We start from the raw sequence: 20286 nt of genomic DNA on the forward strand, positions 1-20286 counted from the left end.
GTGCACCATGGATCAGACCGTCGCCATCATCACCCCCGCCTGGAAGGCCCAGGCGACGATTCTCACCACGGTGCAAAGCGCCCTGGCGCAGACCCATGCGGCCTGGGAACTCTGGCTCATCGCCGATGACGGCTTCGATTACGAAGCCTTCCTCGTCGAGGCCGGGATTCGCGATAGCCGCATCCGCTTCCTCTCCAGCGGCGGCACCGGCCGCGGCGCCTCCAATACCCGCAATGTGGCCCTGGAGCAGATCACTGCCCCCTATGCCGCCATTCTCGATGCCGATGACCGGCTGAAGCCGCAAAAGCTCGAACAGGCCGTCGCGGCCCTTGCCGAGCATGGCATCGTCTCGACCGCGCTCGACGTGATGACCGAGGATTTCAGCCATCTGCGTAACGTTGGCGATGGTCCCGACCGCGTGCTGTCTGCCGGCACCCATAAATGGGTCAGCCTTTCCATGGATTCGATGATCGTGTGGGACCGTCGCCGTGCCGACGGCCGCTACGATCCCACCATGAGCAACATGACCGACCTCGAATTCCTGCTCCAGCTCTACCGCACCGCACCGACATCCCTGCATCTGGGCACGCCGCTACACGACTACATCAAGCGCTCCACTTCGATGAGCAATGGCAAGAACGTCGCCGCGGGCATGATCGCCAGCAAGACCGAAATCCTGCGCCGGCTCGAAACCGGCCATTACGGCCTGCCCGCCAGCGAGGTCGATGGCGTCGCCGCCTTCCTGCGCATCTCGCTCGAAGCCGAAGCCCGCTACGAAGCCGCGCTGGCCGCCACGCCCGGCCTGCTCTTCGAAGATCACATCGAGCCCATGCTGGCAGCCGCCCGCGCCTGACCGCTCGCCATCTGCCGGAGGTTCTGCCAGACTGCCGGCATATCCGGAGGAGGGGAGCCATGCTCAAGCACGATGGCGTCATCTGGCATACCGCGATCAGCCTCGACGGCTTTGCCGCCGACGCGAATGACAGCCTCTCCTTCATGATGGGCGATGATTCCAGTCCGCCGCCGGACAACCCGCTTGTCGATGAGGTCATGGCCAATATCGGCTGCACTTTGGGCGGGCGCCGCGGCTACGACATCTCCCTCTCCTGGGACGAGGTGCCCAAGGCCTATGGCCTCGACGACATCCCCGAATATGTCGTGACCCGCCGGCCCTTCCCGGATGATGACAGATACCTGTTCGCCGATGGCAATGACCTGCCCGGTGCCGTGGCCAAGGCCAGGGCGAAAGCCGATGGCAAAATGGTCGTCATTCTCGGGCCGACACTGGGCTCGGCCCTGCTCCGCGCCGGCCTGGTCGACCAGATCTTCCTGCAGGTGGCGCCCGTCATGATCGGCGCCGGCGTCAAGATTTTCGCCGATACCGGCCAGCCGCCGGTCCAGTTGGAACTGATCCATGCCAGCCAGTGCGGGCAGGGCACCAACATGCTCCTGCGCCCCTTGCCCGGTTAGGGTCTGGCGCCATCCAGCAGCAATTCGATGATGTCGGCATGGATCGACTGCCATTCCTCGGCTGTCATGCGATGGAACTCGAATCCCCGCAACAGCAGCGCCCCCTCGCAGGCCAATAGCGCCAGCCGCGCCTTCTTGCCCTGCGGCACCGTGGTGTCCAGCCGTTCCAATATGCCGCGATAATAGGCCGAGGCTTCCGCCCGATATTCCGGCGAGCGACTGAAATTGACGATCAGTGCGATGGTCCGTTCCGTCATCAGGGTGTCGGCGTCACGGCTGGCCAGTACATGGCCGCGTATGCGGGCCTCCGCCGTATCACCCTGCTTGGCGACGACCGCATCGGCAATCGCGTCGAAGGCGGCGAAAACGCGGGTGAACATGGCGTCGATCAGCGCGTCCTTGCTGGGAAAGGCGTAGAGCACGCCGCCCTTGCTCACCCCGGCCTCGGCCGCCACCGCATCCATCGTCAACTGCCCGGCCCCCTCGCGCAAGGCCACGCGTTCCGCCGCGTCGAGCAGCGCCCCGCGATCAATTGTCTGCCGCCGGCCCATAGTCACCTCTTTTCAATCCGTCTGGACGGATATATATGCCAACTTCGTTTATCTCAATGGATTTCGCGCCCGTCGCAAAGAGGTTTGTCATGTCGTCCCCCCGCAATCGCTGGCTTGTCCTGCTCGCTGTCATGCTGGCTTTCATGCCCATCGTGATCGATATGACGATCCTGCACATCGCCGTGCCGTCCCTGACGCTGGCGCTGGGCGCGACAGGGACCGAGATCCTGTGGATCATCGATATCTATCCCCTGATGATGGCCGGCCTTCTCGTCCCCATGGGCACGCTGGCCGACAAGGTCGGGCATCGCCGCATGCTGCTGATCGGCCTCGTCATCTTCCTGCTGGCCTCCATCGCCGCCGCTTTCGCCGTCAGCGCCGCCATGCTGATCGCGGCCCGTGTCGCGCTGGCTCTGGGCGCCTCCATGGTCATGCCGTCCATTCTCGCCACCATTCGCCAGACCTTCGATGATCCGAAAGAACGTGGCATTGCCCTGGGCCTGTGGGGCACGATGGGCTCGGCCGGCGCCGCCCTCGGCCCGCTGGCCGGCGGCTTCCTGCTCGAGCATTTCTGGTGGGGCTCGGTCTTTCTCATCAATGTGCCGGTCATGTTGGTTGTCTGGCCGCTGGCCTTTTTCACCATACCCAAGCGCCAGCCCGATGGCGGCGGCAACTGGACCATTGGTCAGGCCCTGATCCTCATCGCCGGGCTGATCGCCACCGTTTATGCCATCAAGTCCGGCTTCAAATCGGGAACGTCCCCGCTCGTCACCGGCGTGACCCTGGTCGCCGGGCTTGGCCTGCTCGCGCTGTTCGCCCGCCAGCAATTGCGGTCCGCCAGCCCCATGCTTGACCTTTCGCTCTTCGCCCGGCCGGCCATCAGCATGGGCATGGTCATCGCCCTGGTCGTGTCCGGCGCGCTGGCCGGCGTCGAACTCACCATCGCCCAGGAGCTGCAATTCGTCGTCGGCCGCTCGCCGCTGGAAGCCGGCCTCTTCATGATGCCGCTGGTCATTGCCTCGGCCGTGGGCGGACCATTGGCCGGCTATCTCACCGGTGTGGTCGGGCTGCGCGCCGTCGCCGTCCTGTCGCTGGCCATCGCTGCGGCCAGCCTTGCCGGGCTGGGCTTGAGCGATTTCCACGATCCGGGCCTCGTCGTCATTGCGCTCATGGTGGCGCTCGGCCTCTCGCTCAGCATCGGCCTCACCGCCTCCTCCATCGCCATCATGGGCAGCGCCCCGGTGGAAAAGGCCGGTGCCGCCGGCTCGCTCGAAGCCACCGGCTACGAGCTTGGCGCGGGGCTGGGCATTACCTTTTTCGGGGTCATGCTCTCGGCCAGCTATGCCGGCGCCATCAGCCTGCCTGTCGGCCTGGCCCTTGCTTTGCCGCCTGAAGCCAGCCATTCCATCGGCGAAACCATGGTGGCCGCGGATCGTATCGGGGGCGAAATCGACGATACGCTGATAGCCGCCGGCCGCACCGCCTTTACCGATGCCCATGGCATGGTTCTGCTGACCGCGGCTGCCCTGATCGGCCTGCTGGCTGTGGCCGTGCTCGTGGCTTTGCGCCATTATGCCGAGCCCACGGGCGAAATCTCCGCACATTGAGCCGGGGCGGGACTTGCCACCACCCCGGATTCCCCCTATAGAGCCGACTTCTCCGGACCGCCCGGCCAAAAGGCATGCCGTGGCGGTTCTTGAATGCGATGGGCCCAAATCCATCCGAACTACTCTAAAGGACCCGCAAAATGCCCAAGATGAAGACGAAGTCTGGCGCCAAAAAGCGCTTCAGCTTCACAGCGACCGGTCGTGTAAAGGCAGGCGTCGCCGGCAAGCGTCACCGCCTGATCAACCACAACGCCAAGTACATCCGCACCAACCGCGGCACCAAGATCCTCGCCAAGGGCGATGAAGGTCTGGTGAAGTGGTACATGCCGTACAACCGCTAACGCTGAAGGGAAGCTGACACATGTCACGCGTTAAAAGAGGCGTTACCAACCACGCCCGTCACAAGAAGGTCTTGAAGGCTGCGGAGGGCTATTACGGCCGCCGCAAGTCGACGATCCGTATCGCCAAGCAGGCCGTCGAAAAGGCCGGCCAGTACGCTTACCGCGATCGTCGCGTCAAGAAGCGCAATTTCCGCGCCCTCTGGATCCAGCGTATCAACGCCGCCGTGCGCGATTACGGACTGACCTATGGCCGATTTATCGACGGCCTCAGCAAGGCTGAGGTTGCCGTTGACCGCAAGGTGCTGAGCGATCTCGCGATCACCCAGCCCGAAGCGTTCGGCGTGCTGGTCGCAAAGGCCAAGGCTGCTCTGGCGTATCTCGAAGGCGTCGAAAAGACGACCCACGAGCGCGTCTCCGCCTAACACTCCCCAGCTCAGCTGAGGTCAAAATAGCGCCTTGCGCCGCCTGTGAAGGCTGGCGCGAGGCGTTTTGTTTTGGTCTATAGCGACCTGAACACCGACGGACCCATGAGAACCAAATGAGACCTCATGGTGAGCCTGTCGAACCACGAGGTCGGGCTCCCGATCTCGCCACGACCTCGTCCTTCGACAGGCTCAGGATGAGGTCTACTGCAACATCGGCGCTATCGCCGCGCAATGGATACTTGTGATGTCGCTTGATCAGATCGAAGCCCTGGGCGCCGGCCTTTCTGCCCGGATCGCAACCGCCGGCTCCCTCGAAGAACTGGAAATCGTGCGGATTGAGGCACTGGGCAAGAAAGGCTCCGTCTCGGCCATGCTGGCAACCCTGGGTTCAATGAGCCCGGAGGATCGCAAAGAAGCAGGGCCCAAGATAAACGGCCTCAAGAACGCCATTCAGTCGCTCATTGACGGGCGAGCTGCTGAACTCAAAGCTGCGGCGCTCGACGCCCGTCTCAAGGCCGAAACCGTCGATATCACCCTGCCCTTGCAGCCCGCCCCCACGGCGCGCGGCCGCATCCATCCGATTTCGCAGACCATCGACGAAATCACCGCCATCTTCTCCGACATGGGCTTCTCCATCGCCGAAGGCCCCGATATCGAGACCGACTATTTCAACTTCACCGCGCTCAATTTCCCCGAAGGCCACCCGGCCCGCGAAATGCACGACACCTTCTTCATGAAAATGGGTGCCGATGGCGTGAAGAAAGTGCTGCGCACCCACACCTCGCCGGTGCAGATGCGCGTCATGCAGAAAACCAATGAAAAGCCGGCCGCCAGCTACATCACCCCGCCGATGGACCCGCCCATCCGCGTGGTCATGCCCGGCCGCACCTATCGCAATGACAGTGACCAGACCCATACCCCGATGTTCCATCAGGTCGAGGGGCTGGTCATCGACAAGTCCAGCCATATCGGCCAGTTGCGCTGGGTGCTCGAGGAATTCCTCAAGGCCTATTTCGAGGTGCCCAACGTAACCCTGCGCTTCCGCCCCAGCTTCTTCCCCTTCACCGAACCGTCGATGGAAGTCGACGTGCAATGCGACCGCTCGGGCTCGGAAGTGAAGATCGGCGAGGGCAATGACTGGCTCGAAATCCTCGGCTGCGGCATGGTCCATCCCAATGTGATCCGCAATGCCGGGCTCGATCCCGATGTCTACCAGGGCTTCGCCTGGGGCATGGGCATCGACCGCATCGCCATGCTGAAATACGGCATGCCGGATTTGCGGGCGTTCTTCGATGGCGACCAGCGCTGGCTCGACCACTACGGCTTCCGCCCCCTCGACCTGCCGACCCTGTTCGGGGGCTGAGCAGCTAAAGTGACCGATCGCGGCACCAGACCAGAGCCGATCAGGTTCAGTTTCGGCGACTCGCCGGAGCTGGCCGATAGCCTGCTCGCGCTGGTGCTGGCCGGCAGGAAGACTGCAACCTGCGGCGCGCTACGCGACTATGGTGCGGCTGGCGAGCCCATGCCCGTAGTCGGGCGGCGCGATATCGTCCTCAACGGCGCGGGCGAAGAGGCGGCAGTGATCGAGACGCTGTCAGTCGAAACAAGGCAGTTCGATGCCATCAGCCCCGATTTCACCGACCGTGAAGGCGAGGGCGACTACGCCGCCTGGCGGGCGGGCCACGAGGCCTATTTCGCCCGCAATGGCGGCTTTTCGCCCGACATGGACATCGTCTGCGAGACTTTCCGGCTGGTGACCGTGCTGCCCGCCGGGCGTCCGGTCTACAATCAGGTCGCCACGCCCATCTTCATCGTCACCGACATCGAATCCGACGGCCCGACGCCGCTGCACAATTCCATGCTGAGCTTCGCCTCTGTCGCCATCGAGGCCGATGGCACGCGCCATGGCAGTTTCGAAGCGCAACTGCTGCAGCGCTCCGATCGCATCACCAATGAGCAGACCATGGAATGGTGGCAGACCCAGCCCGAAGCCTGGGCGGCGACCACTGCCAATGCGGAAGACCCCGCCACGGTCATGCCGCTTTATGCCGACTGGGTCGAAAATCTGCCCGGCCCGAAAGTCTTCGTCGCCGCGCCGATGATCTTCGACGGCCTCTGGATGGATCATTATCTCGATGAATATGCCGGCACGCGCGTGCTGTCCGGCCCGTTCAAGCAACGCCAGATTTTCCGCGGCGGCGGCATCTGCCTCTACACCATGGCGGGCACATTGCGCGGCGCGCCCTATCTCGATTGGGGCATGAGCAAGCTGCCCGCCGAATTCTACGGCCACATCGCCCACACCCACAAAGCCATCGACGATGCCGAGGGCTTCGCCAACGTGCTCGTCGAACTGTTCAAGATTTCCCGTGCCTTGCCGCCCATTTCAGGCAGCAAGTCCGATTTCCGCTAAGGTGCCACAGATATGAAATTCACCCTCGATTGGCTCAAGGAGCATCTCGACACCGATGCGTCATCAGACGAAATCGGCAAGACGCTGACCATGATCGGGCTCGAACTCGAAGGCATGGAAGACCAGGGCAAGGCGCTGTCGGCCTTCGTCACGGCCCATATCGTCTCGGCCGAGCAACACCCCAATGCCGACAAGCTGCGCGTCTGCAAGGTCGATGCCGGCACCGGCGAATTGATCGACGTGGTCTGCGGCGCCCCCAATGCCCGCACTGGTCTCAAATCCGTCTTCGCCTTTCCCGGCACCTATATTCCGGGCAAGGACATGACCATCGGCAAGGGCAATATTCGTGGGCAAGTGTCCAACGGCATGCTCTGCTCCAATGCCGAGCTGGAACTCAGCAACGATCACGATGGCATCATCGAACTGCCCGAAGACGCCCCGATCGGCATGAAATATACCGACTATGCCGGCATCAACGGCGTGGTCTTCGATATCTCCATCACCCCCAACAGGGGCGACGCCACCGGCGTCTACGGCATCGCCCGCGACCTGGCCGCCTTCGGCCTCGGCACGCTCAAGCAGACCGATATGTCGCCCGTGCCCTCCATTGGCAAAAGCCCCATCGCCCCGCTGCCCCAGCAATTCGGCGCGGATGAGCCCAAGACCATCCGCAAATTCGGCGGTCGCTACATCAAGGGCGTAAAAAACGGCCCATCCCCGGCCTGGCTGCAGCAGCGCCTGCGCGCCGTCGGCCTGCGCCCCATCAATGCCATTGTCGACATCACCAATTGGGTGTCGCTCGGCTGGGGCCGTCCGCTGCACGCCTATGACGCCGACAGGATCCAGGGTCAGCCGGTGCTGCGCAATGCCCGCCCCGGCGAGACGCTCGACGCGCTCGACAACAAGATCTATCCCCTCGACGAAACCATGACCGTCATTGCCGACGATCTGGGTCCGCTCTGCCTCGGCGGCATTATGGGCGGCATCCGCTCCGGCTCGACCGATGAAACCGTCAATGTTTTCATGGAATGCGCCAGTTGGGACCCCGAACTGGTCGCCCGCACCGGCCGCAAGACGGGCATCGTATCGGACGCCCGCTATCGCCTCGAACGCAATGTCGATCCGGCTTTGACCGAGCCTGGCCTCGAGCTCGCCACCCGCCTCGTCATGGAATTGTGCGGCGGCGAGCCGATGGAGCCGGCGATATCGGGCGAAGATGTCTTCCCCGATACCACGGTCGAATTCCCGCTTGCCGAAGTGCGCCGCCTCACGGGCTTGTCGGTCGAGCCGATGATCATCAACGCCATCCTGACCCGTCTCGGTTTCGAGATTTCGGGCAAGGGCGACGTGCTATCAGTCAAGGTCCCGTCCTGGCGCCCCGACGTAACGCAGAAGGCTGACCTGGTCGAAGAAGTCATGCGCATGGTCGGTGTCGATAACGTGCCGGTCGAACCGTTGCCGCGCCTCAACCATGTCGCCCCACGCATGCTGACCTCCATCCAGAACCGCCGCCGCATCGCCCGCCGGGCGCTTGCTGCACGCGGCCTCGACGAAGCGGTCACCTGGAGCTTCATCAGCCACGACGAAGCCGCCCGCTTCGGCGGCGGCAGCGAGGGCCTGCAACTGGCCAATGCCATCGCCTCCGACATGACCGACATGCGCCCCTCGCTGCTGCCGGGCCTCTTGGCCGCCGCGCGCCGCAACGCCAATCGCGGCCTTGCCGACCTCGCCATTTTCGAAGTCGGCCAGGTCTTCCTCAGCGACGCCCCCGAAGGCCAGCACACCTACGCGTCAGGCATCCGCACCGGTACCGCCCGGCTCGAAGGGTCCGGTCGCCACTGGTCCGGCAAGCCCGAACCCGTCGGCGTCTTCGATGCCAAGGCCGATCTCGGCGCCGTGCTCGATGCACTGGGCTATGACATCGACAAGGTCCAGCTCTTTGCCGAGCCCGCCCCCTGGAGCCATCCCGGCCGTGGCGGCCGTGTCGCCCAGGGCCCCAAGACCCTTGGCTGGTTCGGCGAGCTTCACCCCGCCTGGGCCGCCGAACTCGACATCGACGGCCCCGTCGCCGCCTTCGAGCTCGATCTCGATGCCCTGCCCGAACCGCGCAAGAAGGCCACCCGCACCAAGCCCGCGCTCGACCTCTCCGCGCTTATGCCGCTCACCCGCGACTTCGCTTTCGTGGTCGACAAGGCCGTCACCGCAGCGGCCATCCTCAAGGCCGCCCGCGGCGCCGACAAGGCGCTGATCAAGGATGTAACGGTGTTCGACGTGTTCGAAGGCAGCCATGTCGGCGAGGGCAAGAAGTCGGTCGCCATCGAGGTGACCATCCAGCCCAGTGACAAGACGCTCACCGAGGAAGAAATCGACAGGATTTCCGCAGGCATTATCGCGGCAGTCACCAAGACTTCCGGCGGCGTGCTGCGGGCGTAGTTCACAGGTGCACGAACCTGCCCACCCTCCCCCTTGAGGGGAGGGTAGCGGCGCTCGACCCAAAGGGCCGTAGCAGAGCTAGGGAGGGGGTGGTCCTTCCGGGGCGACCCTACGAACCGTCTCAAATTATGCTGCCGCCGTTAAGGCGCCATCCACCTATCGCTCCCATCCTCGCCTGTGGGGCCTCGGTGGAGCACCGCATGACCTCCCTGCCTGATCTTCGATACGAAACCGCCCGCGATCACCTGTTGCAAGCGCTCGCCATCCTGCCGCAGGAGGGGAGCGAAGTCATACGTCTGCTGGTGGAAGAGGCGGCCCGCCGCTGCGAGGCCAGGGCCTATCACAACGTCCCCGATCTGCACCCCCTGCCACCCGATCCGCAGACCCGTCCGGGCTGAGTTTCCGCGGTGGCGCTAGGCCACCGCCTGCATCTTCGGCATGTCCTCCAGCGCTTCCTTGGGCGCCGAACGCTGGAAGATGGCTTCCATGGCCGTGTCGTGGTTGCCCAGCCGCGTCTCGATTTCCCGATTGGCCCAGGCATGGGCCGCCTGGAACACATCCATATGCCGGTCAAAGCTCATCAGGCTTGCACCCGGAAAGGTTGGCGGCGTCAGCACCAGATCCTGTGGCGTCACGGGCAGTTCATAGCGCTGATGCGCCAGCATGGTGCGGAACAAGATGCTCAGCATGCGCGGTGCCCGTGGCAGCCGGCCGCGCGGATTGAGCAAAGTCGCCAGCAGCTTGCCGCGTCCAGGCAGGCTGGCATAGGACACGTTGAAGCGCTGTCCCCCGGTGCGCCCGAAATGCACGACGAGATTGGGACCAGCCTTGATCTGCTGCATCGGGCCGAGCGGCGCATCGTCCATCACGCCGCCATCGACCAGCATTTTCCCGTCCGCCGTATAGAAGGGCGGCAGCACGCAGGGAATGGCGCTCGAGGCGCGCACCGCCTGCCACAACAGGCCGGACCGGATCACCTCCATGCGATTATCCGACAGGTTGGTGGCAATGGCGAAGAACGGCTTCCAGCAATCCTCCACCCGCGTATCGGCCCCATAGGCCCGCGCCAGCGCGTCGTCGAACGCCGTGTGGTCCAGCAGCGAATAGCGCGGCCAGGTCACCTTCTTGAAGCTGCGGCTCTTGACGAAAATGTCGTGCGTGCCTGACGTCAGCGTGTCGTGCTCGCCGAGAAAGGCGAAGCCGGCCAGCATGGCCGCGCCCACGCTCGTGCCCATGAAGGCGTCGAAATTGCCGCCCTGCTCGCGAAAGGCGCGATAGATGCCGACATGCGCCGGCCCGAACCCGCCGCCGCCGCCCGCGACAAATCCCACGGCCCGCCCGGTCAGAAAGCGGATCAGCGCATCTACATCGGCATTGTCCTCTAGCGACACATGGTGATGCAGGAAAACCGGTGTCCGCGCGAGCCAGGAGGCCGTGCCCTCGACAATGCCCGTCCGCCGCCCATGCAACCGAACCAGCCGGCAGGCCGATTGCGGATGCAGCTTTTCCACCAGCCGTTCGACCGCGGACAATTCCGCCTTGGGCGCATCCCCGCTGGTCACCAGCACCACTTCATCGGCCTGGCTGATGCAGAGCTCCGTCCAGTCGGTCAGCTCATCATCGCCGAAATAGAAGACCGGCGCGGTGTCATCCTCGATCCGGTCCAGCCATTCCGCCACTGCCGGATCGTTCAGGCTCCGCCCGCCGAACCGGTCCGCGACCACGCCGTGGTCGAGCGTGACATGGCCCTCGCGCTGCAACCGGCTGCGCAGCCGCTCGAAGAATGCCGGCGGCACCGGCTCGTGTCCGCCCCGCACAAAGGCAATGGCGCGGCGTGGGCCACCTGGCCGCCGCTCGCGCCGCGCATCCTTCAGATGCAGCCGCGCGGCCAGCATGCCGAGAAAGGCCACGGCAATGCCCGGATCAGCCTCCAGCGCACGTGCATAGGCCATGCGGGAAATCTCCAGCACGTCGCAATCGCGCACCGCCGTGACCGTCTCGCTATAGTCGCCGCCGCAGAAAAAGGCGGGATCGCCCACGGCCTGTCCGGCCCTGACCTCCCGGTAAACCGTCAGGTCGCCACTGGCTGAACAGGCCAATACCCCGCGCACGACGATGAACAGGGCTGCGCTCGGCTCTCCCGCCCGGACCAGCACATCGCCGCGCCGGATCGAACGTTTCTGCGCCTGCGCAACGAGCAATTCCCTCTGCGCCGCAGTCAGTTTCTGCAGCGTGCCCATGCCGTCCATATTCCGTCCCCCCTGCATTCGTGCCAGCCGACATTGCCGGCCCGTGGCGGGCGGACCCTATTCGCGCAGGGCGCGTCGGATGAATACTATGAACATGGTATGGCTGGCGAAACGGTCACGCGATGCCCGCTTCGGGCAGTACGCATGCGCCAATCGGCCCGACGATGCGACCGACCTGGCGCCATGGCGCGCAAAATTTTCTGACCGCCGCCCGCCACATCATCCGCCCAAATCTCTGTTTTGCTATTGCGAATGATTTGCAATTGCATTATCTGATGATCATTCGCTTTGGAGTGTTCGATGCGTCGTCGCGTGTTTTCCGTTCTTGCCTTTTCCGCCACGTTGGCCGTGTCCCTCCCGGCCATGAGCCAGGAGCGCCTCAAGGCGGTGACCACTTTCACCATCATTGCCGACATGGCCCGCAACGTGGCTGGTGACGCCGCCGACGTCGTGTCGATCACCAAGCCCGGCGCCGAGATCCACAATTACCAGCCCACCCCCGGTGACCTCATCGCCGCGCAGGATGCCGACCTCATCCTGTGGAACGGGCTCAATCTCGAACAATGGTTCGAGCAATTCCTCAGCAATCTGGGCGACGTGCCCTCAGTCATCGTCACCGAGGGCATCGAGCCCATGGGCATTGGCGAGGGGCCCTATCAGGGCAAGCCCAATCCCCATGCCTGGATGTCGCCCTCGGACGCGCTGATCTATGTCGACAATATCCGCGCCGCCTTCGCCGCCGCCGATCCGGCCAATGCAGCGGTCTACAACGCCAATGCCGCCGCCTATGCGGCCGAGATCACCGCCACGGTCGACCCCATCCGCGCGGCCATCGCTGCCATCCCCGAGGATCGCCGCTGGCTCGCCACCTCCGAGGGCGCCTTCAGCTATCTGGCCCGCGATTTCGGCCTCCGCGAACTTTACCTCTGGCCGATCAATGCCGATCAGCAGGGTACCCCGCAGCAGGTGCGCCTGGTGATCGATGCTGTGCGCGAACATGCCGTGCCGGCCATCTTCTCGGAGAGCACCATTTCCTCCAAGCCGGCCGAACAGGTCGCCCGCGAGACCGGCATCAAATATGGCGGCGTGCTCTATGTGGATTCCCTGTCGGACCCCGACGGTCCGGTGCCCACTTACCTTGATCTGCTCTCGGTCACTTCAACGACGATAGTGCAAGGCCTCACCCCATGAACGACATGAGCCGCGACGCCGCCATACCGGGCCTTGATGTCGACGACATCACCGTCGCCTATCGCAACGGCACCACCGCCATCAAGCATGCCAGCTTCACCATTCCGCGCGGCTCCATCACCGCTTTGGTGGGCGTCAACGGCTCGGGCAAGTCCACCCTGTTCAAGGCCATTATGGGCTTTGTGCCCTTGGCATCGGGCTCGGTCGACATCCTGGGTTTCCCCGGCAAACAGGCACTCAAGCGCAATCTCGTCGCCTATGTGCCCCAGTCCGAAGATGTCGACTGGAACTTCCCCGTCCTGGTCGAGGACGTGGTGATGATGGGCCGCTACGGCCACATGAACATGCTGCGCCGCCCGCGAAAAATCGACCACGATATGGTCACGTCCGCCCTCGAACGGGTCAACATGCTCGAATTCCGCCACCGCCAAATCGGCGAGCTCTCCGGCGGCCAGAAAAAGCGCGTCTTCCTCGCCCGTGCTTTGGCGCAGGAAGGGCAGGTCATCCTGCTCGACGAGCCCTTTACCGGCGTCGACGTCAAGACCGAGGACGCCATCGTCGCCCTGCTCCGCTCGCTGCGCGACGAGGGCAAGGTCATGCTGGTCTCGACCCACAATCTGGGTTCGGTCCCCGAATTCTGCGACCGTACCGTGCTGGTCAAGGGCACCGTGCTCGCCTCCGGGCCGACCTCGGAAATTTTCACCCGCGAATGGCTCGAGGAAACCTTCGGCGGCGCCCTGCGCCATTTCGTTTTGGCCGGCGCCGGCCTGCATGACGACGACGACCCGCGCCATATCTCGGTTCTCACCGACGATGAGCGCCCGCTGGTCATGTATGGCGAAAAGGGCAACATGACCACCAAGCAGTCGGACCCGGTCGAGAAATGATCGAAACCCTGCTCCTGCCGTTCAACTACCACTACATGATCAACGCCATCTGGGTCTCCGCCCTGGTCGGCGGCGTCTGCGCCTTCCTCTCGGCCTATCTCATGCTCAAGGGCTGGTCGCTGATCGGCGATGCCCTCAGCCACTCCATCGTCCCCGGGGTGGCCGGCGCCTATATGCTCGGCCTGCCCTTTTCCATCGGCGCCTTCTTCTCGGGCGGTCTCGCCGCCGGGGCCATGCTCTTCCTCACCCAGCGCACCAAGCTCAAGGAAGATGCGGTCATCGGGCTGATCTTCACCGCCTTTTTCGGCCTTGGCCTGTTCATGATTTCGCTGTCGCCCACTTCGGTCAACATCCAGACCATCGTCATGGGCAATATCCTGGCCGTCACGCCCGAGGATACGCTGCAACTGGCCATCATCGCCATCGTGACGCTGGTGGTGATGTTCTTCATCTGGAAGGACCTCATGGTCACCTTCTTCGATGAAAGCCATGCCCGCTCCATCGGCCTCAACCCGCCTTTGCTGCGGGTGATCTTCTTCACCCTCCTCGCCGCCTGCACCGTCGCCGCCATGCAGACCGTCGGCGCCTTCCTCGTCATCGCCATGGTGGTCACCCCCGGCGCCACCGCCTACCTGCTGACCGACCGCTTCCCCCGGCTGATCCTGATCGCCATTGCCGTAGGCACCCTGTCCTCGCTGTTCGGCGCCTATATTTCCTTCTTTCTCGATGGCGCCACTGGCGGCGTTATCGTCTGCCTGCAGGTCGTGGTGTTCCTATCGGCCTTCGTCTTCGCCCCCAAGCATGGCCTGCTGGCCGCCCGCCGCAAGGCTGCCGCGGAGATCGCGTCATGAGCGAATTCCTCACCTACGCGCTCTGGCCGTTCCAGTTCCCCTTCATGACATCGGCCATGATCATCGCTGTCATGGTCGCCGTGCCCACGGCTCTGCTCTCCTGCTTCCTCGTGCTCAAGGGCTGGTCGCTGATGGGCGACGCCATTTCCCATGCCGTGCTGCCCGGCGTGGTGCTGGCCTATATTGTCGGCCTGCCACTGGGCGTCGGCGCCTTCGCCGCCGGCATGGGCTGCGCCCTTTCGGTCGGCTATCTCAAGGAAAATTCCCGCATCAAGGAAGATACGGTCATGGGCCTGGTGTTTTCCGGCCTCTTCGGCCTGGGCATCGTGCTCTACACCTCGATCCAAACCGATGTGCATCTCGACCATATCCTGTTCGGCGACATTCTCGGCATCAGCGCCGCCGACCTGATCCAGACCGGCATCATCGCGCTGGTGGTGACGCTGATCGTATCAGCCAAATGGCGCGATCTGCTGCTCTTCACCTTCGATCCGCAGCAGGCCGGCGCCATCGGCCTGCCCGTCCGCGTGCTGCATTATGGCCTGCTGGCTCTGCTCTCTCTGACCATTGTCGCGGCGCTCACCGCCGTCGGCATCGTGCTGGTCATCGCCCTGCTGGTCGCCCCCGGCGCCATCGCCTATCTCATCTCCAAGCGCTTCGCCCCGATGATGCTGATCGCCGTGACCGTCTCGGTGCTGAGTTCGCTGATCGGCATCTATGCCAGCTTCTTCATCGACTCCGCCCCCGCCCCCACCATCGTCCTGCTGATGAGCGCGACCTTCGTGGTGACCTTCCTGGTGACCACGGCGAGAAGGCCTGCGGTGGTCACTGCATAGTCCTCAAACTCGATCGTCACCCTCGGGCTTGACCCGAGGGCGCTTCACTTGCCGAGCGCCGGGTAAATGCAGGCCCCTCGGGTCAAGCCCGAGGGTGACGCTCGGTGGGGGCTGGAATGGCGGCAAGAAATCCCGCTTATCCCCACCCCTCCATCCGGCCGGATACTCCTTGCCAAAGGAGAACCCCATGGATCACACAGCCCGCCTCACCCTGCCCTTCATCATGCCGAGCCAGGCGCAGAAGCACATCACCCATAACGAGGCCATCCAGGCCCTCGATGCCCTCGTCCAGCCCGTGGTCGAAAGCCGCATGCTGACAACGCCACCCGCCACCCCATTGGAAGGCGAAGCCTGGCTCGTGCCGTCGGGCGCAACAGGTGCCTGGTCCGGGCATGGCGACGAAATCGCCGCCTTCCAGTCCGGCGCCTGGACCTTCCTCGACCCGGCCGCCGGCTGGCAGGTCTACGATCGTTCCGACAGGACCCAACTCGTCTTCGATGCCGGGACATGGACCCCGCTGGCCTCGCTGGGCGCCGCCCTGCCGCGCCTAGGCGTCAATACCAGTGCCGACACCACCAACCGCCTCGCCGTAGCCTCTGCCGCCACCCTGCTGACCCACGACGGCAACGGCCATCAGGTCAAGATCAACAAGGCAGCCCCATCGGATACCGCCAGCCTGCTCTACCAGACCAACTGGTCCGGCCGTGCCGAAATGGGCCTGGCCGGCGACGATCACTGGCGCCTCAAGGTCAGCCCCGATGGCGCCACCTGGATCAATGCCCTCACGGTCAACGCCACGACAGGCGCCGCTACGGTCGCTGCCACCTTCCGCCCGGCTACCGACAACGCCATGACCCTGGGTGGCTCGGGCGCCCGCTGGTCCGCCGTCTGGTCCGCCACCGGCACCATCCAGACCTCCGATGCCAGGCAGAAAACCGACATCGCCCCGTCAGATCTCGGCCTCGATTTCATTCTGGCCCTAGAGCCGGTCAGATATCGCTGGATCGTGGGCGGCAATGAAGATGGCGAGGCCCGCCGCGGTCGCCGCACCCATTACGGCCTTCTCGCCCAGCAGGTGCAGGCCGCCCTGGCCGGTGCCGATTTTGCTGGCCACATCCTTGCCGATCCCACCGATCCCGATAGCGAACAGGGCTTGCGCTACACTGCCTTCATCGCCCCATTGATCGCGGCCGTGCAGGAACTGGCCAGCCGCGTCACCCAACTCGAACGCGACCGCGCCGGCTGAGCCGCCAAGGCGTGACCTTTGGCCGGAAACGCGCTAGTGCTCGCCCTCAGCAAGCCCCGGATATCCATGACAACCACCACCACCATTACCAGCCTCGGCCACAAGGGCGAGGGTGTCGCCGAGATCGACGGGCGCAAACTCTTCGTGCCCTTGGCGCTGCCCGGCGAGGTGGTGGAAATCCTCGCCGAGGGCGATCGCGGCACTTTGCTGGCTGTGGTCACCCCGGCGCCCAATCGCATCGCGCCTTTCTGCCCGCATTTCGGCGCCTGCGGCTGCCAGCTCCAGCATATGGATCGCCCGAGCTACGAGGCCTTCAAGACCGCTCTGGTGGAGACGCCGCTGCAATTTGCCGGCATCGACCAGAAAGTGTCCCGCTTCATCGACGCTTCAGGCGACGGGCGCCGCCGGGCGACCCTACATGCCCGGCGCGAAGGCGCCGGGTATATGCGCCTGCGCAGCCACCAGGTGCATGACCTCGATGTCTGCCCCATTCTGGTGCCGGCTCTCGCCAAAGCGCCGGACATTGCCCGCGCGGTAATGCAGGTCGTGGGCGAGGCCGATGTGAGTTTCACCGCCACGTTGAGCGGGCTCGATGTCGCCATCCGCACCGAAAAGAAGCAGGCTCGCGCCGATCGCGTGGCGCCGCTGGCCGGGCGCTTCAGGCTGGCGCGGCTGGCTCTCAATGGTGAAATGGTGCTGCAGGCCCAACCGCCGCTGATCGGCATGGGCCGGGCGCAGGTGGAATTGCCGATCGGCAGCTTCCTGCAGGCCACCGAGGCCGCGGAAAATATCCTGGCCGATTACGTGCTTGATGCCGTGGGCAAGGCGAAAACCGTGGCCGACCTGTTCTGCGGCATCGGGCCTTTCGCCCTGCGGCTGGCCGAGCAGCGGCCGGTAGCCGCTTTCGACAGCGACAAAGCCGGCATTGCCGCGCTAGACAAGGCGCGCCGCTTCGCCAAGGGCCTGCGCGAGGTGACGGCCAAACCACGCGACCTGTTCCGGGATCCGCTGACCCGGTTCGAACTGCCCTACGAGGCCGTGGTGCTCGATCCGCCCCGGGCCGGGGCCGAGGCGCAGGTCCGGGAACTGGCCGCATCCAAGGTAAAGACCGTGGTCATGGTCGCCTGTGACAGCAGGACTTTCGCCCGCGACGCAGCACTCCTCATCGCTGGGGGCTATGCCATGAGCGACCTCGTGGCCGTGGATCAGTTCACCCAATCCACCCATGTCGAAATTGCTGCCACATTTCGTCGCTAATCACGAATGACGTCGCCAACGCAACCGTCTCGGGCGTGTTGACGTTGGCTACTCATCAATCATGAACTGAGCGACGGCCTGGGGCGGGTGTAGTCGCGTGGAGAGATACCATGCGTATTCAGAAAATTCTTGCCATTGGCGCCCTATGCGCTGCCACCATCATCCCCGCCTTTGCCGCTACGGCTACACCTTCCGGCACCTTTGTCGATTCCTGGGGCACGTCCTTCAAGTTCTCGCTCTGCGGCGATGGCACGGACCTGTGCGGCGTGCTGACCAACCTTGAAGGCAAGTCGGCCACCGAGGAAAACCTGGCCTTTGTCGGCAAGCAGGTCATGCAGGCCGAGCAGGTTGCGCCCAACCAGTGGAAGGGTGAACTGTCCGCCGGCGGCATCAGCGCCCAGGCCACGGTCACCATGACCAGCCCCGACACCATCGATATCCAGGGCTGCCGTGGCGGTATTTTCTGCCAGACGCTGACCTATACCCGCGCCTAACAGACGCTGGCGACGCGCTCCTTGATGACTGATAGAACCTCGTCGCCATCGCGCTTCCACCAATTGTCCTGGCTGAAAATCTCGACTTCCTGCGGCCCGTAAAAGCCGGCATTCTCGATCATTTTGCGGATCGCGGGCAGGTCGATGACGCCGTCGCCCATCATGCCGCGGTCGAGCAGCATGTCTTTGGTCGGCACCAGCCAGTCGCAGATGTGATGGGCAAAAATTCGCTTCATGCGGCCGGCGCGGGCAATGGCTTGCGCCAGCCGCGGGTCCCACCAGACATGGTAGACGTCCACGGCGACACCGACGGTTTCGCCCAGCGTCTCGCAGATGTCGAGTGCCTGGTCGATCGTGTTCACGCAGGCCCGGTCGGCGGCGTACATTGGGTGCAGCGGCTCAATGGCGATCTTTATCCCCGAGGCGCGGGCGTGGGGCAGCATGGCGGCGATGCCATCGGTCACCATCTGCCGTGCCCCCGGCAAGTCCTTGGAACTGCCGGGTAATCCGCCAACCACCAGCACGAGGCAATCGGCATTGAGCGCCGCCGCTTCGTCGATGGCGCGCAGGTTATCATCGATATTGGCCTGTCGCCCGGCGGCGGTTTCAGCGGGGAACATGCCGCCGCGGCAGACGCCAGTGACCTGCAAGTCATTGGCCTTGACGATGCGTGCCGCCTCGTCGAGTCCGATGGCCGCGATCTGGTCGCGCCAGGGCGAAATGGCCGTGATTCCGGCCCTCAGGCACCCGTCCACGGCTTCGGCAAAGCCCCAGACCTGACGGGTGGTGGCGAGGTTCAGCGAGATAGCGCGTTGGGTCATTTGGTTAGCACACTGTTAACGTTGAGCACCGCATTCATGCGCGAAACGGCCAAATCGGGGTCACTTAAGACACGTGCTTTATCCGCAAGGCGGAACAGCTCGCTCAGATGCTGGATCGAGCGGGTCGATTGCTGCCCGCCGACCATCTGGAAGTGATCCTGCAGTCCGTTGAGATAGGCGAGGAACACGACGCCGGTCTTGTAGAACCGGGTCGGCGCCGCGAAGATGTGGCGGCTGAGCGGCACGGTGGGTTCGAGCAGGTCGAAGAATTCGTTATTATTGCCCTTGCCGAGCGCGGCGAGCCCCGCCGAGGCGGCCGGGGCGATGGCGTCGAAAATGCCGAGCAAAGCGTGGCTATAGCCCTGGTCGTCGCCTGATATCAGTTCGGCATAGTTGAAGTCGTCGCCCGTATACATCTTGACGCTGGCTGGAAGCCGCCGGCGCATGGCGATTTCCTTTTCCGCCGAGAGCAGGGAAATCTTGATGCCGTCGACCTTGTCGGCATTGGCGGCGATGACGTCGAGGCAAACATCCATGGCCTTGTCGTGGTCGCCATGGCCCCAATAGCCCTGTAGGGCCGGGTCGAACATCTCGCCCAGCCAGTGCATGATGACCGGCTGCTTCACCTGGCTCAGGATGCGGCCATAGACCTTGGCGTAATCATCCGGCGACCTGGCCGCGGCGGCCAGCGCCCGCGAGGCCATCAGAATGACGCGGCCGCCCTGACCTTCCACGAACCCGACCTGCTCCTCATAGGCCTTGATGATGTCGTCGATGCCGACATCGGGGCCGGGGGCCAGGTGGTCCGTGCCGGCGCCATAGGCGATGAGGCTGTCGTCGCGCGTGCGGGCTTCGGCCTGCGCCCGGCGGATCAGTTCCTGCGCCTCGGCCCAGCCCAGCCCCATGCCGCGCTGGGCGGTATCCATGGCTTCGGCGACGCCGAGCCCGAGATCCCACAGGCGATGGCGGAATTTGAGCGTCGTGTCCCAGTCGATGGCGGGAGTCAGCCAGGGGTCGTTATTGGCCAGCGGATCGGCCACGACATGGGCGGCGGCATAGGCGATGCGGTTGAAGTCGGATGCCTTGTGCCGGACGAAAGGGATCGGCGTGCCGGTCAGCCTGTAAGGCGCGATGCTCCGGTCGGGATTGGGCAGGTTGATGGTTGTCATGTTCGACTTCCTCAAAAGTCTCAACGAATTCGGTGTCACCCCGGC

20 protein-coding genes are annotated in these 20286 nt (G+C 64.3%); 16 read left to right on the forward strand and 4 right to left on the reverse strand.

Going from position 1 to position 20286, the window contains the following annotated elements; translation table 11 throughout:
• Positions 1-7: 7 nt before the first annotated feature.
• Positions 8-853, forward strand: a complete 846-nt coding sequence (locus FPZ08_RS17515; RefSeq protein ID WP_146291374.1) for a glycosyltransferase family 2 protein — start codon at positions 8-10, stop codon at positions 851-853.
• Between the two features lie 59 nt (positions 854-912).
• Positions 913-1470 (forward strand): dihydrofolate reductase family protein, encoded by a 558-nt coding sequence (locus FPZ08_RS22060; protein WP_186767064.1) that lies wholly within the window; start codon positions 913-915, stop codon positions 1468-1470.
• Here the strand turns inward: FPZ08_RS22060 and FPZ08_RS17525 are convergent.
• Positions 1467-2021, reverse strand: coding sequence for a TetR/AcrR family transcriptional regulator (locus tag FPZ08_RS17525; protein ID WP_146291378.1), 555 nt, complete (start codon positions 2019-2021; stop codon positions 1467-1469). The genes FPZ08_RS22060 and FPZ08_RS17525 overlap by 4 nt on opposite strands.
• Before the next feature lie 89 nt (positions 2022-2110).
• Between FPZ08_RS17525 and FPZ08_RS17530 the strand changes: the two genes are divergently transcribed.
• The 7 genes from FPZ08_RS17530 (at position 2111) to FPZ08_RS17560 (ending at position 9638) form a co-directional block, all read left to right on the forward strand.
• Positions 2111-3628 carry an MFS transporter gene (locus FPZ08_RS17530; protein ID WP_146291380.1) on the forward strand — a complete coding sequence of 506 codons (1518 nt, stop codon included), beginning with the start codon at positions 2111-2113 and terminating at the stop codon, positions 3626-3628.
• A gap of 140 nt (positions 3629-3768) precedes the next feature.
• A complete protein-coding gene (gene rpmI, locus FPZ08_RS17535) occupies positions 3769-3969 on the forward strand; it encodes a 50S ribosomal protein L35 (protein ID WP_056230654.1) in 201 nt (66 codons plus the stop codon).
• A 20-nt stretch (positions 3970-3989) separates the two neighbouring features.
• Positions 3990-4391: a 50S ribosomal protein L20 gene (rplT, locus tag FPZ08_RS17540; RefSeq protein WP_146291382.1), complete on the forward strand. Its 402-nt coding sequence runs from the start codon at positions 3990-3992 to the stop codon at positions 4389-4391.
• A gap of 247 nt (positions 4392-4638) precedes the next feature.
• Positions 4639-5757 (forward strand): phenylalanine--tRNA ligase subunit alpha, encoded by a 1119-nt coding sequence (gene pheS, locus FPZ08_RS17545; RefSeq protein WP_146291384.1) that lies wholly within the window; start codon positions 4639-4641, stop codon positions 5755-5757.
• A gap of 9 nt (positions 5758-5766) precedes the next feature.
• Positions 5767-6807: an ASCH domain-containing protein gene (locus tag FPZ08_RS22855; RefSeq protein ID WP_146291386.1), complete on the forward strand. Its 1041-nt coding sequence runs from the start codon at positions 5767-5769 to the stop codon at positions 6805-6807.
• Between the two features lie 12 nt (positions 6808-6819).
• Positions 6820-9240, forward strand: coding sequence for a phenylalanine--tRNA ligase subunit beta (gene pheT, locus FPZ08_RS17555; protein WP_146291388.1), 2421 nt, complete (start codon positions 6820-6822; stop codon positions 9238-9240).
• A gap of 200 nt (positions 9241-9440) precedes the next feature.
• A complete protein-coding gene (locus tag FPZ08_RS17560; protein ID WP_146291390.1) occupies positions 9441-9638 on the forward strand; it encodes a hypothetical protein in 198 nt (65 codons plus the stop codon).
• A gap of 15 nt (positions 9639-9653) precedes the next feature.
• Here FPZ08_RS17560 and FPZ08_RS17565 read toward each other — a convergent pair whose 3' ends face one another.
• Positions 9654-11489 carry a patatin-like phospholipase family protein gene (locus FPZ08_RS17565; RefSeq protein ID WP_186767065.1) on the reverse strand — a complete coding sequence of 612 codons (1836 nt, stop codon included), beginning with the start codon at positions 11487-11489 and terminating at the stop codon, positions 9654-9656.
• 300 nt (positions 11490-11789) lie between these two features.
• Between FPZ08_RS17565 and FPZ08_RS17570 the strand changes: the two genes are divergently transcribed.
• The 7 genes from FPZ08_RS17570 (at position 11790) to FPZ08_RS17600 (ending at position 18251) form a co-directional block, all read left to right on the forward strand.
• The gene (locus tag FPZ08_RS17570; protein ID WP_146291394.1) at positions 11790-12680 is read left to right on the forward strand and encodes a metal ABC transporter substrate-binding protein; all 891 of its coding nucleotides are present in this window, start codon (positions 11790-11792) and stop codon (positions 12678-12680) included.
• A complete protein-coding gene (locus FPZ08_RS17575; RefSeq protein ID WP_425457552.1) occupies positions 12677-13567 on the forward strand; it encodes a manganese/iron ABC transporter ATP-binding protein in 891 nt (296 codons plus the stop codon). The genes FPZ08_RS17570 and FPZ08_RS17575 overlap by 4 nt, the downstream gene beginning before the upstream one ends.
• Complete coding sequence (locus tag FPZ08_RS17580) at positions 13564-14418, forward strand: metal ABC transporter permease (protein WP_146291396.1); 855 nt, start codon at positions 13564-13566, stop codon at positions 14416-14418. Before FPZ08_RS17575 ends, FPZ08_RS17580 begins: the two co-directional genes overlap by 4 nt.
• The gene (locus FPZ08_RS17585) at positions 14415-15254 is read left to right on the forward strand and encodes a metal ABC transporter permease (protein ID WP_146291398.1); all 840 of its coding nucleotides are present in this window, start codon (positions 14415-14417) and stop codon (positions 15252-15254) included. Before FPZ08_RS17580 ends, FPZ08_RS17585 begins: the two co-directional genes overlap by 4 nt.
• Positions 15255-15441: 187 nt before the next feature.
• A complete protein-coding gene (locus FPZ08_RS17590; RefSeq protein WP_146291400.1) occupies positions 15442-16500 on the forward strand; it encodes a DUF2793 domain-containing protein in 1059 nt (352 codons plus the stop codon).
• A gap of 66 nt (positions 16501-16566) precedes the next feature.
• Positions 16567-17757 (forward strand): class I SAM-dependent RNA methyltransferase, encoded by a 1191-nt coding sequence (locus tag FPZ08_RS17595; RefSeq protein ID WP_146291402.1) that lies wholly within the window; start codon positions 16567-16569, stop codon positions 17755-17757.
• 110 nt (positions 17758-17867) lie between these two features.
• Positions 17868-18251, forward strand: a complete 384-nt coding sequence (locus FPZ08_RS17600; RefSeq protein WP_146291404.1) for a DUF2147 domain-containing protein — start codon at positions 17868-17870, stop codon at positions 18249-18251.
• Here FPZ08_RS17600 and FPZ08_RS17605 read toward each other — a convergent pair.
• Positions 18248-19072 carry a sugar phosphate isomerase/epimerase family protein gene (locus tag FPZ08_RS17605; RefSeq protein ID WP_146291406.1) on the reverse strand — a complete coding sequence of 275 codons (825 nt, stop codon included), beginning with the start codon at positions 19070-19072 and terminating at the stop codon, positions 18248-18250. The two genes, FPZ08_RS17600 and FPZ08_RS17605, sit on opposite strands and share 4 nt — an antisense overlap.
• The gene (locus FPZ08_RS17610; protein WP_146291407.1) at positions 19069-20241 is read right to left on the reverse strand and encodes a dihydrodipicolinate synthase family protein; all 1173 of its coding nucleotides are present in this window, start codon (positions 20239-20241) and stop codon (positions 19069-19071) included. The genes FPZ08_RS17605 and FPZ08_RS17610 overlap by 4 nt, the downstream gene beginning before the upstream one ends.
• Between the last annotated feature and the right edge of the window lie 45 nt (positions 20242-20286).

The organism is Devosia ginsengisoli, assembly GCF_007859655.1.
GTDB classification, from domain to species: domain Bacteria; phylum Pseudomonadota; class Alphaproteobacteria; order Rhizobiales; family Devosiaceae; genus Devosia; species Devosia ginsengisoli.